At 57.2% G+C, this 18,382-nt stretch carries 9 protein-coding genes; 3 read left to right on the top strand and 6 right to left on the bottom strand.

Annotated features, from left to right (window positions below):
* Window positions 1-67: 67 nt before the first annotated feature.
* Together PT275_RS00480 and PT275_RS00475 are read right to left on the bottom strand one after the other, a co-directional pair.
* Complete coding sequence (locus PT275_RS00480) at window positions 68-2,083, bottom strand: ABC transporter ATP-binding protein (RefSeq protein ID WP_277153594.1); 2,016 nt, start codon at window positions 2,081-2,083, stop codon at window positions 68-70.
* A 76-nt stretch (window positions 2,084-2,159) separates the two neighbouring features.
* Complete coding sequence (locus tag PT275_RS00475; protein WP_277151294.1) at window positions 2,160-3,992, bottom strand: ABC transporter ATP-binding protein; 1,833 nt, start codon at window positions 3,990-3,992, stop codon at window positions 2,160-2,162.
* 416 nt (window positions 3,993-4,408) lie between these two features.
* Here PT275_RS00475 and PT275_RS00470 point away from each other — a divergent pair, with 416 nt between their 5' ends.
* Window positions 4,409-5,689, top strand: a complete 1,281-nt coding sequence (locus tag PT275_RS00470; protein WP_277151291.1) for an MFS transporter — start codon at window positions 4,409-4,411, stop codon at window positions 5,687-5,689.
* 171 nt (window positions 5,690-5,860) lie between these two features.
* Window positions 5,861-6,463, top strand: coding sequence for a helix-turn-helix domain-containing protein (locus PT275_RS00465; protein ID WP_277151289.1), 603 nt, complete (start codon window positions 5,861-5,863; stop codon window positions 6,461-6,463).
* 46 nt (window positions 6,464-6,509) lie between these two features.
* On the opposite strand, the gene PT275_RS00460 is transcribed toward PT275_RS00465, so the two are convergent.
* Window positions 6,510-7,784, bottom strand: coding sequence for a glutamate-cysteine ligase family protein (locus PT275_RS00460; protein WP_277153593.1), 1,275 nt, complete (start codon window positions 7,782-7,784; stop codon window positions 6,510-6,512).
* 417 nt (window positions 7,785-8,201) lie between these two features.
* Between PT275_RS00460 and PT275_RS00455 the strand changes: the two genes are divergently transcribed.
* Window positions 8,202-9,329, top strand: coding sequence for an NADH:flavin oxidoreductase/NADH oxidase (locus PT275_RS00455; RefSeq protein ID WP_277151287.1), 1,128 nt, complete (start codon window positions 8,202-8,204; stop codon window positions 9,327-9,329).
* A gap of 109 nt (window positions 9,330-9,438) precedes the next feature.
* Here the strand turns inward: PT275_RS00455 and PT275_RS00450 are convergent, their stop codons facing one another.
* From PT275_RS00450 to nrdD, 3 genes are all read right to left on the bottom strand, one after another.
* The gene (locus tag PT275_RS00450) at window positions 9,439-14,505 is read right to left on the bottom strand and encodes an acyl-CoA dehydratase activase-related protein (RefSeq protein WP_277151285.1); all 5,067 of its coding nucleotides are present in this window, start codon (window positions 14,503-14,505) and stop codon (window positions 9,439-9,441) included.
* A gap of 299 nt (window positions 14,506-14,804) precedes the next feature.
* Window positions 14,805-15,524 carry an anaerobic ribonucleoside-triphosphate reductase activating protein gene (nrdG, locus tag PT275_RS00445; protein WP_277153592.1) on the bottom strand — a complete coding sequence of 240 codons (720 nt, stop codon included), beginning with the start codon at window positions 15,522-15,524 and terminating at the stop codon, window positions 14,805-14,807.
* Window positions 15,525-15,734: 210 nt separating this feature from the next.
* Window positions 15,735-18,131, bottom strand: coding sequence for an anaerobic ribonucleoside-triphosphate reductase (gene nrdD / locus PT275_RS00440; protein WP_277153591.1), 2,397 nt, complete (start codon window positions 18,129-18,131; stop codon window positions 15,735-15,737).
* Window positions 18,132-18,382 lie beyond the last annotated feature (251 nt).

The raw sequence follows: 18,382 nt of genomic DNA, 5'->3' as shown, positions 1-18,382 counted from the left end.
TCTACAGTAACAACATCCATCTGCGAAACAACCGAAATTAGCCGGCTGGTGAAATCGTAAAACCGCTTTACTCCAGCTCAAGCTTGCCGGTGTAGAGCTGGTAGTACTCGCCGTGCTGGGCAATAAGTTCGTCATGGGTGCCGCGTTCGATGATGCGGCCATGATCGAGCACCATGATGATGTCAGAGTTGCGCACGGTTGAGAGCCTGTGGGCGATGACGAAAACGGTGCGGCCATTCATCAGCGCGTCCATTCCCTGTTCCACGACTTCCTCGGTGCGGGTGTCGATGGAGCTGGTCGCTTCGTCCAGAATCATGGCAGGCGGATCGGCCACGGCGGCGCGCGCGATGGAAATCAGCTGTCGCTGGCCCTGCGAAAGCCCGGAACCGTCGCCCTGCAGCACGGTATTGTAGCCTTGCGGAAGCATGCGGATGAAGCCGTCGGCGTTGGTGCGCTTGGCGGCGTCGATGCATTCGGCATCAGTGGCGTCGAGCTTGCCGTAACGAATGTTGTCGAGCACTGTACCGGTAAAGAGGTTGACGTCCTGCAAAACGATACCGAGCGAACGGCGCAAATCGGCCTTCTTGATGTTCTTCACATCGATGCCGTCGTAGAGGATCTGGCCTTCCTGCACGTCGTAGAACCGGTTGATGAGGTTGGTGATAGTGGTCTTGCCCGCGCCCGTAGCGCCAACAAGGGCCATCTTCTGCCCCGGCTTGGCGAACCACGTAATGTCATGCAATACCGTCTTGTCAGGATTGTACCCGAAGGAAACGTTGGTAAATCGCACATCGCCACGCAGCAGCGTCAAACGTCCGTCCGGCGAGGTAATCGCCTTTTCGTGCGCCTTCATTGCCACTTCACGGGCCGAACCCTTGAGTTTCTTGGCGGCTTCCAGGGAACGTGTACCGTCATCGTCCGCGGCGCGCTTCCAAGCCCAGTGATCGGTCTCGTGGTCAGTCTCGGTCATCGTGCGGCCGTCTGAGCCGAGCTTGACGCTGACCAGACGCACGGTGCCGTTGTCGGATTCCACCGGTTCGTCGATCAGATTGAAGATACGCGCGGCACCGGCGAGCGCCATCATGATCATGTTGATCTGCGAGGAGATCTGGCTGATCGGGTTGATCAGGGCCTTGGAAAGCGTGAGGAACGAAACGATCATACCCAACGTCAGCGTGCCGGAACCGGAGATGCCGAAGTTGAACCAGCCGTTGATGCCCGCGACGCCGCCGACGATGGCCAACAACACATACAGCACGTTGCCCATGTTGCCGATCACCGGCATGGTGATGTTCGCGTAGATGTTGGCCTTGGAGGAGGCTTCGAAAAGCTGCTCGTTCTTCTGATCGAAAACGCTCTGCGTGGCGTTCTCGTGGTTGAAGACCTTGATGACCTTCTGGCCGTTGACGGCTTCCTCGACGAACGCGTTGACGTCGCCGATGTTCTCCTGCTGGCGCATGAAGTAGCGTCCGGAACGGCTGACGATCACCCGCACCAGAAGCATCATCAGGACGATGAAAACGACGGTGAAAATCGTGAACGGCACGGAAAGCCAGAGCATCGCGAGCAACGCGGCAAGAACGGACGCCCCGGAAATCAGCAGCTGCGGCATGGCCTGCGAGACCATCTGACGCAAAGTATCGGTGTCGTTGGTGTAGCGGCTCATCATGTCGCCATGCTCATGGGTGTCGAAGTAGCGGATCGGCAGCTTCTGCTGGTGTTCGAACATCTGGTCACGAACCGTTTTCAGGACGCCTTGCTCGATCCCGACGACCATATAGTTCCAGATGAAGGAGCAGACCATACCCAGCGCGTAAATCGAGCCGACGATGATGGTCATATGAATCAGCGGTCCCCAATCCGGGGTTTGCGCGTGGATGAAGGGCATGATGCAGTTGTCGATCAGCGGCTGCAGCACGAACGAGGGCAGCGACTGGGTGCAGGCGCATATCAGAATGCCGATGATAACGACCACACATTGCCAACGGTAGTGGAAAATATAGCCGAGCAGCCGCTTGGTGGTGCCTTTCGGAGCCTTCTGCACCGCTGGCATGCCGGACTTGCCAGCCTTGTTTTTTCTCATCGCACCCTTGGACTGGCTCTTGCCGTCGTTACCCGTTATGTCCTGCTCGCTGCTGTTTTTCGTAGTCATAGTCGTTTCACTCATCGTCATCATCCCCCTTACCCTGGTTCTTCGTCTGGGACTCGTAAATCGAACGGTATTCCTCGCACGTTTTCAGTAACTCGTCATGCGTGCCATGGTCCAAAATACGACCTTCTTCCATCACGATGATCTCGTCGGATTCCTGCACCGAAGCGAGACGTTGGGCGATGATGATCTTCGTGGTGTCGGGAATTTCGGTGGCGAAGGCATTGCGAATCAACTTGTCCGTCTTGGTATCGACGGCGCTGGTGGAATCGTCAAGGATGAGAATCTGCGGTTTCTTCAACAGCGCACGGGCGATGCACAAGCGCTGTCGCTGCCCGCCGGAAACGTTGGAACCGCCTTCTTCGATATACGTGTCGTAGCCCTTGGGGAATTCGCGGATGAATCCATCGGCCTGGGCGAGCTTGCAGACACGCACCACGTCCTCATCGGTGGCATCGGGATTGCCCCAACGGATGTTTTCGGCGATGGTGCCGGTGAAAAGCACGTTCTTCTGCAGCACCATGGCGACGGCGTCGCGCAACGTGACCAGGTCGTAGTCGCGTACGTCGTGCCCGCCGACTTCGAGCGAACCGGACGACACGTCGTACAGCCGCGGAATGAGTTGCACCAGACTGGATTTGGATGAACCGGTGCCGCCGACGATGCCGACGGTCTTGCCGGCCGTGATATCTAGGTTGATGTCTTCAAGCACCGGTCGTTCCGAGCCTTCGGAGTAACGGAAGGTAACGTCGTTGAATTTGATGGAGCCGTTGGGCACCTTGGTAATCGGGTGGCTGTTGTCGCGCACGGTGCTCACTTCATTCAAGACCTGGCAGATACGTTCGGCGTCCGCACGGGAGATGACGACCATGACAACGATCATCGAGACCATATTCAGCGACATCAATATCTGCATGGCGTAGGTGACCAGAGCCGTCAAATCTCCGGTCGTGAGGCCCAGCATGGGGTTGTTGTGCGCGGCGACGATCTGCTTGGTACCCATCCAAGAGATGATGAGCATCGCGCCGTAGATGCAGGTGTTCAGAATCGGCCAGTTGAAGGCCATGACGTGCTCGGCCTTGCAGTAAAGTTCGTAGATACGCTTGGAGACGCGGCCGAACTTGTGATCCTCATGCTCCTCGCGGTCGTAGGACTTGACTACGCGGATACCCTGCAGATTTTCGTCGACAATGTTGTTCAAGTGGTCGTATGTATGGAACACCTTCTCGAAAATCGGGTGCACCGAAAGCGCCAGACCTGTAAGCGCCAAGCCCAGAATCGGAATGATGACAAGGAAGACCATTGAAATCGAATGGCTGATCCTGAACGAGAAGATCCAAGCGACGATGACCATCATCGGGGCGCGGACGGCCACACGGATGATCATCTGGAAGGCGAACTGGATGTTGGTCACATCGGTGGTCAGTCGGGTGATGATCGAACCGGTCGAGAAGCGATCGATGTTGGTGAAGCTGAAGGACTGCACCTTCTCGAACAGATCGTGACGCAGGTTCTTGGCGAAACCGGACGAACCGATGGCCGCGTACCGTCCGGACATGAATCCAGCGAACAGCGAAACGATGGCACAACCCAGAAGGATGAGGCCGAATTTCCAGATGGCCGGCATCGAGCCGCCGGAGACGCCTTGGTCGATCAGTTGGGCCATGACGGTGGGAATCAAAATCTCAAGGACGCTCTCGACCATCACGAACGCCGGAGCCAGCAGACTCTCACGCTTGTATTCACGCAGGCTGTGCAGCAGCGTGCGTATCAGGTGCTTGGGGTGTTCCCGATCCGTTGCGATCACCTGTGTACTTTGGGGAGCATCAAGTGCCTTGCTCATCCATCCCTCTTTTCTTGCTTTGCCTCGAACCGCCGCTTCTCCCCCATGACTTTCGTCCCGTTTTACGTTCAGGTTTTCCGCACGTGGAAGACAGTGCACAACCGCAAAACGAGGGACTGCTGAAGCCGACAGACTATATTTAACGCTATTACGAACCGGCTACAATATATACCCGCCTGAAACTCCTGTTCACGGTTCGTAATTCGCCATTTCCGATTTCATTGTCGGATGCGTATTTTCAGCTCCGAGAATATTTTTGCCAATCTCAAATATCAATTTTTATTGATTTTCAAGTTATGCGGGCATTAAGCCATGTCATCGTCCCAAAAAATTATTTCCTGTCGAATACCAGTCTGATACAATACTTCCGACCGGACGGTAACTCTGTTGTTACCGTGAAATCAAGGAGGAAATGCATGGCTGCAGAAACACAATCAGCAATATTTGTGACACCACCTAATCTGGCGCCCGACACTCAAAAACCGCTGGAGCACAAGTTCCGCTTCGCTCTCGGTTTCCTCGTAGTCTCACTGATGTGGGGCATTCCCTTCAGCATGGGTTCCGGCGTGCTGCTGCCGCAGGTTTTCTCAGGTATCAAGGGTATTTCCGCTGAAGGTGCGCTCGGCACCATGAACGCCGTCAGCGCGATTTTCGCGTTGGTTGCGAACATCGTTTTCGGTACCTTCTCTGATATCTCCAAATTCAAAATCGGCAAGCGCACCCCTTGGATCGTCGCCGGCGGCGTCATCGGCGCTGCAGGTTACTTCCTGACCGCTCACTCCACTTCACTGGTCTGGATGGTCGTCGGCTGGTGCATCGTCCAGATCGGCATCAACTGCCTGATCGCCCCGGCGGTCGCCGTTCTTTCCGACCGTATTCCTGAGGACGTGCGCGGCACTTTCTCCGCTCTGTACGGAGCCGGCCAGATCGCCGGCATGCAGCTGGGCAACTTCGTCGGAAGCTTCTTCCTGACGAAGCTCAACACCGGTCTGACCATCGGCACCTGCGTCTTCCTCTTCTCCGGTCTGCTCACCGTCATCATCTGGCCTCGTGAGAAGTCCGCAGAGAACAACACCAAGGCGACCTCCGTCGGAGATATCCTGCGTTCCTTCATTCCTCCGACCAAGAACTGCCGCGACTTCTATCTGGCACTGTTCGGCCGTCTCACCTTCGTGATCGGCACTTGGATGATCTCCGGCTATCAGCTCCTGATCCTCGAGCGCTACATTCACCTTGACGTAAAGGCCGCAGGCACCGCCATGCAGGTCATGTCGATCATTACGCTGGTCTCCACAATTCTTGCTTCCATGGTTTCCGGCCCGCTTTCCGACTATCTGCATCGCCGTAAGTTCATCGTGGCCATCGCCTGCGTGATTATCGCGCTCGGCATGTTGGTCGCATGGCTCATGCCCACCACCACCGGTATCTACATCTACGCAACGTTTGCTGGTCTCGGCAATGGCTGCTACATGTCCGTCGACCAGGCCCTGAATGTTGACGTCCTGCCCAACCCGCAGGAGGCCGGCAAGGACCTCGGCATCCTGAACCTCGCCAACACCATCGGCCAGGCTCTCGCCCCGGCGTTCACCACCTTGTTCATCGGCATCACCGGTGGCTATCAAGGCGTGTTCCCTGTCGCCATCGTCTTCCTGCTTGTGGGCACGATCTTCATCATGATGATCCGCAAGGTCAAGTAAAAGTCGACAATCCATAAAAATGCCGTGTCCCACTTCGCGTCGGACACGGCATTTTTTATAAGGCCCGTTACCCAAATTCGATATCACTACGTACGGCACCTGACAGTGTCAACAGTCGAGCATATATAGAATAATTAATGGTGTTATATAACAAAAGAGGTCCTTACCATTATGTTGCATCTTCCCCATGCAAAAAAGCATGACAAAAGTGTCGACAGTCGCGCTGCCATACTTAACGCCGCGGTTATTTCTTTTGGGGAACTCGGGTACTACGGAACGTCATTGCAGAAGATCGCCAATAGCGTGGGGCTAACCAAGGCCGGGGTACTGCACCACGTCGGCAGCAAAGAGGGACTGCTTGACATTGTGCTCAACGAGGTCTACGACGATGCGACCGACACCATTGTCGAAGGTTTCGTTAATGACGAACGCCCGCTCATCGCCGACATGTGGCGTGGGGTGGTTGCCGTCAATGCCAAACGACCGGAACAGGTGCACATGTTCTCGACGCTCGACGCCGAATCAATAGACCCCAAGCACCCTGCACACAATTATTTCAAAAATCGGGACCAGCACGTCATCGATGTCACGCTTCAGACCAAATGGGTTGTGCCACAAGGCATCAATATCAAGAACCTGGTGCAAGCCGGATACAGCATGATGGACGGCATTCAGCTGCGCTGGCTGCGCGCACCGGAACGCGATCTCAATGAGATGTGGGCCGAGTGCGAGGCAGAATTGATGCCGATGCCATTGTGGCAGGGGTATCGGTAGAAAGGCCGGGCTCACATTTTTTATAACCGCCGAAAAAATGTGAGCCTTACTTTTGAAACACTTCCGGATGTACCGGATCACCAGGAATATCGGCCTGCGTATCCTCCAAGCCGAGCGCGTCCCGCCATTTATCCATAGGCTTCCCGAATGGTTGTGCTTCTATACCGCGAGTCTGCAGATCATCCTTCGCCAGCTCAACATCGACAATCGAAATTCCCTCGACAAACGTCTTCCACTGCGCGAAATTGGCATCATCGTAAAAGACGTTCTTCACGGTTTGCGTCAGTAATTCCGCACGTTCGATGGGCAACGAATCCCAGTGACGCAGCTCCACAAAATTCTTCAAGCGCACATCGTTGAAATGCGTCGAAAGGATATGGCTGATTTCGTAGGTATTGAGCTCACGATCCGGGTAGATATCGGCTGCGTTGCGACGGAATGCGACGAATTCCTGCTCATCTTCGCTTAATCCGGCGGCCTCGGGCGTATGCGTCAGGTCGGCGAACATCATCGGTGTGGCCAGCACGTCGCGGGCGTAATCCTCCCAGCCGAACCGGGGATCGAAAAGCCCTGGCGTGATGCCGGTGCGCTGCGGGTCGGCCTTGTCCCACATACGCTGCCGCAGCAGCGGGAATGGATTCGGCGCGCCTTCGAAATACGGGGAATTACGGAAGAACATGGAAATGATCGGCCCCAGAGCGGTGCCTATGCGCATTTTGGCGACGGCATCCGCCTCGTCGCTGTAATCGATGCTCACCTGCGTAGAAGCGGAACAGCGCATCATGCACAGGCCGTAGGAACCGACGTGGCCAAGATACTCGTTCATCGCGGCATACCGACGCTTGGGATTGAGCGGAACATCCACAAAACCGGTGATCGGCTGGTAACCGTAATTGATCAGGCGGAATCCCAAGTCGTCGAGGATGGGATTGACTTCGCTGCGAAACGTTGCATAGATGTCAAGCAATTCCTGCGGGGCGTGCAGCACGCCGATGGATGTCTCGAGCTGGCCGCCCGGCTCCAGGGACAGGCTGATGCCTTTGCGGGCAAGGCCGAGCAAATGGCCATCCTCCACGAACTCCTTATCGGGGTCATAGTATGGCCGAAGCCGTTGTAAAAGCGTTTCGATACCGTCGGTTTCGGCGTAACTGACCGCCCGATCGCTGCCGTTTCGTACGGGAAGATGCTCAATCTCGACGCCGTAGCCATCGTCACGTTCCGGCTTGGCGCCGGATTCAAAGAAGCGCAGCAGACTGTCCACATGCTTGCTGTTCACTTTCGCGCCGACATGCGCGTAACTCACCCGTGGAGTAGTGTTCATGACTATCATCGTATTCGTTTGCAACCGGTTTATCGAGTAATTACGCGGGTTGCACATTGTTTTTCGCACGCGGCTCAGCTTGTGTTGTTCCGTTTGCAGACGACTGACGAATCGACAATGTGCGAGGCCCGCCATTAGGTATTGGACGAGCCTCGCATTGTCGCTTACATCTTCCGAATAATCAACGCAAGCAATCACTCAACCGTAAATGTGGCGCGCTTAAGATCCCAGCGACACGATAACCACAAACGGATGGCATCAACCTGATGGAAACAAGCCGATTATAGTGATTCGATGACAGCGAACCAATTGCAATAACCCGATGACGATGACACAAACGGCGCGAAAGCGAAATTGCCGTAAGATCTCGACCGCTTAGAATGGGAATATCTGAATCGTTGACCAAAGGAGCCAACCATGACCACGGACAATCGCAGCACGTTGTTTTCGCCGTTGACCGTTCCCACACCCGACGGGACTGGACTCACGCTGCGTAACCGCACCATTCTCTCCCCCATGTGCCAGTATGCCGTCGACCGGCAGGACGGGGTGGCCACAGACTGGCACTTGCAACATTACGGGGCCATCGCGGCCGGCGGGTTCGGGATGCTTACCGTCGAGTCGACCGGGGTATCACCGGTCGGGCGGATTTCGCCACGCGATTTGGGCATGTATCGCGACGAACAGGAAGCGGCGCACCGGCATCTGGTTTCGTTCATTCATTCGCAAGGTGCCGCAGCGGCGGTGCAGCTCAATCACGCGGGCGGTCGCGCTTCGGGCAAGCCTTGGCTGCCTGGTTACCATGGCGGCTCGGCACCTCTCGAAGACGGCGGGTGGCAGACGGTCGGGATGACCGACCAATCCATCGCCAAAGGCTACCGGCCGACGACGAAACTCGACAAAGCCGGCATCGAACAGATCGTTTCGAACTTTGCTGCCGCTGCGCGACGGGCCGATGCCGCAGGTTACGATGCCATCCAGCTTCATGGCGCACATGGCTATCTGCTTCACCAATCGCTCTCCCCGCTGACCAACACGCGCACCGACGAATACGGCGGCAGTGAAGAAAACCGTTTTCGGCTGACCCGCGAGGTCGTCGACGCCGTTCGTGCTGTTTGGCCGGATTCCAAGCCGCTCGGCATCCGCATCTCCGCCACCGATTGGGTCAAAGGCGGGCTTGATATCGATATCACCTCACGTTTGATGCACGATCTGGTCGTGAACCACGGAGTGAACTGGGTCGACGTCTCTTCCGGCGGGCTGGTCAATACCCCGCTGCAACCTTCCGGCCCCGGCTTCCACGCCATTCTCGGTGCCCAAATGAAAGAAGCTTTGGCCGATACCGACGCGATTGTCAGCGTGGTGGGTGGAATTTCCAGCCCGGAACAGGCCGAAACGATGCTGCGCACCCATCAGGTCGATGCCGTTTCGATCGGCCGCGCCGCCATGCGTAACCCGCACTGGCCAGCGATGGCCGCCGCCCGTCTCGGCGTGCCACGCGAGGACATTCCCTGCGCCCCGCAGTATTGGCGTGCCGAGTGGTAAACGCAGTAACAAAACTTGCGATAAAACAAAGTCGGGCGATACCTTGGAAATGAGGTATCGCCCGACTTTTATCCTGCCATGTGATTGAAATCAGCTGCGGCTCTCAGGCTCAGTCAGCCTTGGCCAGCTTCTGATCGGCCTTCTTGGCGGCAGCGATCATCAGCTTGATGCGGTTCAGCTGGTTGGCGGCGGAAGCGCCGGGATCGTAGTCGATGGAAACGATGTTGGCCTCGGGGTGCAGCCTGCGGATCTTGCCGAACATACCACGTCCGGTGACGTGGTTGGGCAGGCAGGCGAACGGCTGGGCGCACACGACGTTCGGGCAGCCGGACTTGATGAGCTCCAGAATTTCACCGGTCAAGAGCCAGCCTTCGCCGGCCTGCACGCCGATGGAGGTGACGGTGGAGGCGAGCTGAACCAGTTCCGGCATCGGGGTGTCCTGGCTGAACTTGCCGTGCGCGGTATCGATGGCGCGACGCACCGGGTTCATGATCCGATCAAGCCCCCAACGCATCACGGCATACGCCTTCTGGTTGCCGCCCATGCCGAGGTTCCTTTCCTTCCAATCCGTGATGTACGGACCGGTGGTCATGAACTCCATGATGCCGGGCACCACGGCCTCGCAATCCTGCGATTCGATGACGTCGACCAAATGGTTGTTGGCGTCGGGATGATACTTCACCAAAATCTCGCCGACCACGCCAACGCGCGGCTTGCGCGGAATGTTGCGCAGCGGCAGGGCGTCAAAGCTCTTGACGATCTCCTTCAAAAGCGTCTGATACGGCAGATAGCCCTTGCCAATCTTCTTCTTGGCGGTCGCGGAATGGCCATGGTGCTCGATGGTCTCGCGCACGATCTTGTCCCACATCTGATAGAGCCCGTTGGCGCTGCCCTTGACCTTTTCGTACGGACGCACGCGGTAATGGCATTTCATCAAGAGATCGCCGATGACCAACGCCTTGATTGCGCGCCAGAGCAGGGTCGGGGTCGCGGTGAAACCGGGGTTGTCCTCGATGCCTTGCGTGGAAAGCGCGATGACCGGCACCTGCGGATAACCCGCGTCGACCAGCGCCTTGCGAATCAGGCCGTAGTAGTTGGTCGCACGGCACATGCCGCCGGTCTGCGTGATGGCAAGGCAGACCTTGTCGGGGTCGTACTTGCCCTTGATGATCGAATCGACCAGCTGGCCCACCACCATGATGGCCGGGTAGCAGGCGTCGTTGTTGACGTATTTGAGGCCGGTCTCCACGTCCTGCTGGTCGGCCATCTTCAGCACGTCGAACTTGTAGCCGCCGGAACGGATCACGGCCTCGACCAGGCTCATGTGCACCGGGCTCATCTGCGGGGCGACGATGGTGTAGTCTCGGCGCATGTCCTTCTGGAAACGCACTTTGTGGGCGTAGGCGGAAAGGGTACCTTTGCTGCGCTTCTTGGTCTTCCTGCCTGCGGCCGGTTTCACAGACGCCGTACCGCCGGTTGCGGCACCGGCCTTGCTCTTGCCGGCTTCTCCCCGAGCCTCGCCGTTGGCACGGCGCGAAGCTTCCTTCATCGACTCGGTGAGCTTCGGATTCGACTTCATCACACTGTCGAGCAGCACTTGACGACCCGGGGTCGGTGCCTCGGAGCCTGTTTTGCGGAACTCGCCCTGCTTGTCGGCAGGGACCTCAGAGGTCTCGGTCGTGTCGGCAGAATCTACAGCTGCTACAGCTTCAACATGCTGTTTGGCGGTTTTAGCCTTGTTTTCGGCGGCGTCGACAGCGGCCTGAGCCGCAGCCAATTGCGCCTTGGCCTCTTCGAGCTTGCTTTCGGCATCCTTCAATTCGGTTTGGCGCTTGGCCTCGGCTTCCTCACGAGCCTTTGCTTCGGCCACCTTCCTGGCCGCTTCTTCGGCGGTAGTTTGCGCAGATTCCATAACACCTTCTTCATTGGAAGCATTGGTAGCACCGCCAGCGGGCTTCGTTTCAATCTCGGCCTTATCCGCAGCCTTCTTCAGCTTCGCCTTGTTGGCCTCGCGCTCCTCGACGGCCGCCTTGAGCGAGCGCAGACGAATCTTCGCCGCACCGAGGTTGCTGACCTCATCGATCTTGAGCAATGTGTAGACGTCGGCCTTGTCGGCGAGAATTTCGCTGACCTGGTCGGTGGTGATGGCGTCGATGCCGCATCCGAAGGAATTGAGCTGCACGAGCTCGAGCCCCGGGTAGGACGCAACGAAATTCGCCGCCGCATAAAGTCTGGAATGGTAAGCCCACTGATTGGCCACGCGCAGAGGCATCTTGGTGACCTTGCGGTCGCCCACCTCGCGGAACCCGCCTTCGTTTTTCGCCTTCGGATCCTTCTCGCCCTTGCTGAGGTATTCGCTTAAGTGCAGGTTTTCGCCCGGCTGCAGCTCGCAGATGGAATCCTCGGAAAGCACCGCCATCCCGAGCGAGCAGATGGTCTCGGGAATGCCGTGGTTGATTTCGGGGTCGATATGGTAGGGACGGCCGGCGAGCACGATGCCGCGGCAATTGTGTTCCTTCATATAGGCGAGCGCGCGCAGGCCTTCCTGCTGCACGTCATGCTTGAAGATCTTGTCTTCGGCGTACGCGGCCTTGACCGCCTTCTCGGCCTCTTCGCGCGTGACGTTGGTCCAGGCGAATTCCTCGACGATGCGGTCGACCATCAGCTCATGGTTGGCAAGGTTGAAGTAGGGACGCATGTAGTGGATGCCGGGTTCACGCAGCTCGGCCATATTGGCTTCGATCACGACCGGATAATTCGCGACGATCGGGCAATTGTAATGGTTGTCGGTGTTGCCTTCGACCAGGTTTTCCTCATAGGAAACGCAGGGATAGAAGATGGTCTTGACGCCGCGGTCGAGCAGCCACTTGATGTGGCCATGCACCATCTTCGCCGGGTAGCAGATGTTTTCCGAGGCGATGGATTCGATGCCGGATTGGAAAAGTTCATGGCTGGATCGGCCGGAAAGCCGCACCTTGAAGCCGAGGTTGGTAAGCAGGGTGAACCAGAACGGATAGTTCTCGTACATGTTGAGCACGCGCGGAATGCCGATTTCGCCGCGGTAGGCCTTCTTGTCGGTCAGGCGACGGTAGGCAAAGACGCGCTTGTACTTGTAATCGTAAAGGTTCGGGCGGTCGCTGCGTTCCGCCTTGGCGTCGGCGCCGCGTTCGCAGCGGTTGCCGGTGACGTAGCGCGAGCCGTCCTGGAACGTCGTGATGGTGAGCTTGCAACGGTTCTGGCACCGCTTGCAGACGTCGCGCTCGGAGGTCATCGAAAGATGGTCAAGTTCATCACCTTCGACGATAGCGGATTTGGTATGCTCGGCCGTCTCATCGGTATCGTGGGCGTCCTCATAGTGCATACGTGCGGTCAGCGCCGCACCGAACGCACCCATCAGGCCGGCGATATTCGGCCGGGTGACCTCTTTGCCGGTCAAGAGCTCGAAAGCACGTAATACAGCATCGTTGAGGAACGTGCCACCCTGCACCTCGATGGTATCGCCAAGCTGGCCGGAATCGCGCAGCTTGATGACCTTGTAAAGCGCGTTGCGCACCACGGAATAGCAGAGGCCGGCCGCGATGTTCTCAACGCTCGCGCCTTCCTTCTGCGCCTGCTTGACCGACGAGTTCATGAACACGGTGCAGCGCGAGCCCAGGTCGACCGGATGGTCGGAATTGAGGGCGGCCTGCGTGAATTCCTCGATGGTCAGACCCATGGAATACGCGAAGGTCTGCAGGAACGAACCGCAGCCCGACGAGCAGGCCTCGTTGACGGAAATCGAATCGATGACGCCGTCGGCGATGGCCAGGTACTTCATGTCCTGCCCGCCGATGTCGATGACGGCGGTGACGCCGGGGCTCACCATTTCGGCACCGCGATAGTGCGCCATGGTCTCCACCACACCTTCGTCCAGGTGCAGGCCGGTGGTGATCAGGCCTTCGCCGTACCCAGTGGCGCAGCTGCGGGCGATCCAAGCCTCGGCCGGAAGCGCGTTTTCGATCTTGCGTACAATCTCGACGGCCGCGTCAAGCGGGCTGCCATCGTTGGTGCCGTATGACGACCATACGATCTCGCGGTCGTCGTTGATCAGCGTCGCCTTGATGGTGGTGGAGCCGGCGTCGATACCCAGGAAATGTGGTCCTTTCGCGCCTTTCAGCGTGCCGACCTTGACCTGTTCCTTGCCGTGGCGTTCGTTGAACTTGCGGCGGTCCTCTTCCGTCGGGAAAAGCGGCGGCATCGTGGCGGTGTCGACCGGCTTGTTCTTGAGGGCTTCAAGGTCGTCGATGATCTCCTGACAAGTGCGGGATTCGAAATGCTGGCCGGCGTCAAGCTCGTTGTCGTCGCCGCACATCAGCGCGGCACCATACGCCACGTAAAGGTGGGCGTTCTCGGGAATAATGAACTTGTCGACCTTGCCCTCAAGCGCACGGGCAAAGGCCTCACGCAGCTCGGAAAGGAAGAAGAGCGGCCCGCCAAGGAAGACGACGTTGCCATGAATCGGGCGACCGGAAGCGAGGCCGGCGATGGTCTGCGTGGCGACGGCCGAGAAGATGGAAGCGGCCAGATCAGGCTTGTCGGCACCGTCGTTGATCAGCGGCTGCAGATCGGATTTGGCGAACACACCACAACGCGAGGCGATCGGGTAAAGAAGCTTGTAATCCTTGGCCATATCGTTGAGGCCACTGGCATCCGTATCCAGCAGCGTCGCCATCTGGTCGATGAATGCGCCGGTGCCGCCCGCGCAGGAGCCGTTCATACGCTGTTCGGGCGTCGGCTTCAGGTACGTGATCTTCGCGTCCTCGCCACCGAGCTCGATGATGACGTCGGCTTCAGGATAGACCTGGTCGATCGCCTTGGTCTCGGCGATGACCTCCTGAACGAACGGAACGTTCATATCGTCGGCCAGGCCCAGACCGCCGGAACCGGTGATGGCAAGGTTGATCGGCTGAGCGCCGCGACCCTCTTGATCAAGCTGTTTCTTGATGTCGCGCAGCAAGCCTGCCACCGTGGCGCGCACGTTGGCATTGTGACGCCGGTAATCCGCGAACAACACATCGTTCAAGTCGTTGCTTTTGTCCAGCACAACGGCCTTGACCGTAGTTGAACCGATATCGAGCCCGACCCGCAGGGGCGCAACCTCATGCTCCGTTGTCTTGGTTTCCATCACGTCAGCCATGCCTGAATCCTTACCGTTTCCGTAAACCCACCGCGTTTTGCGTAATCTGACGCTGTGAGTTTACACACATATATTTAGTAAGGTTAGTCGCGACACTTCCCAGTGGGCAGATACAACTCAATGATTCAGCTGAAAGAGACAAGCAGTGTGACCTACATCTCTTGACAAATAGAACGAATCATGCTGCTTCGTAGTGTCGCATTTTCTTATAAGGACACCATCACAATCTCACCCGATACGTCATCAAACCTGCCATGGAATCTGAGCCATCACAAAGAAAACGAAGTAACCAAACCGTCTCAACTGGCGGCGCCTTCGCCCTCTGAGCGATCCTTGCCGTAGACCTCCGGGATGAAACGGTGCTGGTCGTGCAATTTCGGCCAGATGACGGGAGTCGCCGTTCCGGTCTCGTCATGGACACGCAGCGAGGCTGGCACGTCCAGGATACGCTGGTTGCTGGAGCCACGGAACTGGAGCAGGGAATCGTGATGGTCCTTCATATAGCGGCCATCCACGAGCACGTCGACATAGTGCAGCAGCTCCAGTTTGTCATCGCTTTCGCCTGGACGCATCAACTCTTCCCATGTATAGCCAGTCCAGCACCAGATGTCCTTATCATGGCCGAATTCCTCACGGATACGTTTGGAAAGTTTGAGCAGCATACCGGTATTAAGCAGCGGTTCGCCACCAAGAAATGTAATGCCTTGTACAACATCCTGCGACAAATCATCGATAATCTTGTCCTCAAGGCCCCGTGTATAGGGATGGCCGGCCTGAAAGTCCCAAATCGATTCGTTGAAGCACTCGACACAGTGGAACGGGCAACCGGCAACGTAGAGGGAACACCGGATCCCCTCGCCGTCGGTCATCACCAGAGGCTTGTAGTCGGCGATCATATCGTGGCTGAGCTTGCCGCTGGTCCACTGCCCCGCCTTGGGATTATTGGCATAAGCCGTCGGGATCCAAGGACCACGGTTCTGCTCGTCCGCCGCGAAATCATGCAGTTTGCCGCCTGCCAGCTTTCCCATTGTCTTTTCCTCTTTCAAATAGAACAATCCACCCCAAACCCAGGGTATGGTTTTCTCTCTCGCATGAAAAACATTCATTACTTACGCGGATTATGACAATACCGTTTTGGAATATTGCCACAAACGATAAACTTGGCAAAAGCAAAGGCGGCACACCAAACGATGAACCGCCTTTACTTTTATGCTTATAAAACTACCGAACTACTTGGCCTCTTCGTACCATTCACGCTCGGTGCCGTCTTTAAGGACGACATGGCCGGTCTCGCCGCTCATGTGCTTGGCACGATGGGTGATCTCCTCGTGACGGCCGTGCACCATCGGGCGCTGCACCGGGTTGCCGAGGTAGCCGCAGGTGCGCTTGGTGACGTTGCACTTGTCGGGGTCGGAATTGCCGCACTCGGGGCACTTGAAGCCCTCTTCGGTCGGCTCGAAGTCGCCTTCGAAGCCGCAGACATAGCAGTGGTCGATCGGGGTGTTGGTGCCAAGGTAACCGATGCCGATGTTGTGGGCGTAATCCCACACGGCCTCGAGCGCCTTCGGATTGGTCTGCAGGGTCGGGAACTCGCAGTAGTTGATGAACCCGCCGGAAGCGTAATACGGGAAGTCCTTCTCGTAGTCGAGCTTCTCCATCGGGGTCGGCGAGAGCCAGACCGGATAGTGGAAGGAGTTGGTGTAGAAGTCATGGTCGGTGACTCCCGGCACGCGGCCGAACTTCTCGCGGTCCATGCGGTTGAAGCGGTCGGTCAGCGACTCGGCAGGAGTGGAATAAAGCGAATAGTGATAACCCTCTTCCTTGGCCCACTTGGCGCACAGATCGTGCATCTTCTTGACGATGGAAAGCGCGAATTCCTTGCCTTCCGGGTCCCAGCTGTGATCGGTCATCCAATCCTTGCCGTAGAAGACGCTGGTCGCTTCGTACAGGCCGATATAGCCGAGCGAAACGGTGGCGCGGTCGCGGTTGAAGAGCTGGTCGACGTTGTCGTTGGCAGCCAAACGGCCGAAGGCACCGTAGCGATACAGCGTGGGTGCGTTGATCGGCTTGGCCTGCTTGCAGCGCATGATACGGAACTGCAGCGCTTCGTGGGCGACATCCATGCGTTCGTCGAAGATCTTCCAGAAGCGATCCCTGTCGCCACGGGATTCCAGCGCGATACGTGGAATGTTGACGGTGACGACGCCGAGGTTCAGGCGGCCTTCCTCTTCGTCCTTGCCGGTATCCGGGTTGGTCCAGTTGGGCAGGAACGAACGGCAGCCCATCGGCGCCTTGAAGGAGCCGGTGATCTTGACGAGGTTCTCATAGAAGAGGATGTCGGGGTACATACGCTTGGTGGAGCACTCGAGCGCGAGCTGCTTCAAGTCATAGTTCGGGTCGCCAGGCTCGGAATTGATGCCATGCTTGATGGCATAGGTGAGCTTCGGGAAGATCGCGGTGTGGTGGTCGCGGCCGAGTCCCAAGATGCGAACCAGGAAGATGCAACGGGTGATTTCGCGGGAGAACCACGAAGTTCCAAGGCCGAAGCCGACAGTGACGAACGGAGTCTGACCATTGGAGACACGGTTGGAGTTGATCTGGTATTCCATGGTCTGCATGGCGTCGTAGATGGCCTTGCGGGTCATGATCTTGGCGTAGATCTCGCGAATCTGCTCCATACGCGGCGCATCGGCGTGGAACGGGGTATCCTGCGGAATCGGCTTGCGGTCGGCGTCGAAGTGCAGGGTCTTGGGCTCGTTGGCCTTGAGTCCGTCGACGATCTCCTGCGCCACATTCTCGGGCATGGAGTCCGGAATCATGGTGTGGGCCTGGTCGAGGAACTTCTGGTAATCCTTGCGGGCATATTCGTCAAGCATCTCGTCGGCGCGGTTGACGGTCTGGCCGCCGTACTGGTCGCCCGCGATATCCTTGATGATCTGGGTGATCTGGGTTGCGGCGGTGCCGATGGACTTCGGGGTGTCCATCATCGCGTTGCCCAGCTCGAAACCATTGTGGAGCATGTCGGCGAAATTCGGCAGGCTGCAGTTGGTCTCGGCGGTGAACGGCGAATAATCGGCGTCGTGGAAGTGGATGTCGCCCTTCATGTGGGCGTTGGCGACGCGCTTGGGAAGCATCGAGAACGCTGAGGCCTTGGAGACGGCGCCGGCGAGCAGATCGCGCTGGGTGGCGTAGACGTTGGAATCCTTGTTCGCGTTCTCACGCACCAGCGTTTCGTCCTTGTTGACCAAGCGATCGACGGCAGCATTGATATCAGTGGCCTTGGCGCGGTCAATATCCTTGTTCAAACGATAATTGGTATAGTTACGGGCAACGTCATACAAATGGTTTTCAACCAAACCATGCTCGACGAGATTCTGAATGTCCTCGATCTTCGCGGGACCGCTGTAACGTTCCTTGACTTCGCCTTCAATGCCATTGGCAAGATCACGGATCATCTGCTCTTCTTCAGGACCAACCTCTTTGTCGAGATCCTTAAAGGCCGATTTCACCGCCGCAATGATGTTCACCGGGTCGAAGTCAACAACCCGCCCGTCACGCTTTTCCACCAACACGGTTTTTGTCGCCGTCGTTGGCTTGGTGGGCGCATCCAGAACCTGAGCCTGCATCACATACCTTCCTCTGCTGTTAAAAAGAACCGATACAGAATCCTACAAATCACATGGATGAAATCACATGCATGTAACTTTCTGTGTCTTCACTCACTATACGACGCCCTAAATACTATATCTAGGGATTGTGACGGCGTTTTGCCCCCAGATTTAGTAACAATGGCGGAATGGTGCGGAAACTCATAGTACAAAAAATTCACATTTGTTTTTTCATCGGAATGTTGCACAAAATATCTTGAGTATTTGTC

This window comes from Bifidobacterium sp. ESL0745, from assembly GCF_029433335.1.
GTDB lineage: Bacteria > Actinomycetota > Actinomycetes > Actinomycetales > Bifidobacteriaceae > Bifidobacterium.
Note: the sequence above shows the minus strand (reverse complement) of the source record. Positions and strands in the feature narration are given on the sequence as shown.

What these genes read in the sequence shown, in the direction of transcription:
- PT275_RS00480 (WP_277153594.1), bottom strand. Translation starts at nt 2,083, where the DNA reads ATGAGAAAAAACAAGGCTGGCAAGTCCGGCATGCCAGCGGTGCAGAAG.
- PT275_RS00475 (WP_277151294.1), bottom strand. Translation starts at nt 3,992, where the DNA reads ATGAGCAAGGCACTTGATGCTCCCCAAAGTACACAGGTGATCGCAACG.
- PT275_RS00470 (WP_277151291.1), top strand. Translation starts at nt 4,409, where the DNA reads ATGGCTGCAGAAACACAATCAGCAATATTTGTGACACCACCTAATCTG.
- PT275_RS00465 (WP_277151289.1), top strand. Translation starts at nt 5,861, where the DNA reads ATGTTGCATCTTCCCCATGCAAAAAAGCATGACAAAAGTGTCGACAGT.
- PT275_RS00460 (WP_277153593.1), bottom strand. Translation starts at nt 7,784, where the DNA reads ATGAACACTACTCCACGGGTGAGTTACGCGCATGTCGGCGCGAAAGTG.
- PT275_RS00455 (WP_277151287.1), top strand. Translation starts at nt 8,202, where the DNA reads ATGACCACGGACAATCGCAGCACGTTGTTTTCGCCGTTGACCGTTCCC.
- PT275_RS00450 (WP_277151285.1), bottom strand. Translation starts at nt 14,505, where the DNA reads ATGGCTGACGTGATGGAAACCAAGACAACGGAGCATGAGGTTGCGCCC.
- nrdD (WP_277153591.1), bottom strand. Translation starts at nt 18,131, where the DNA reads ATGCAGGCTCAGGTTCTGGATGCGCCCACCAAGCCAACGACGGCGACA.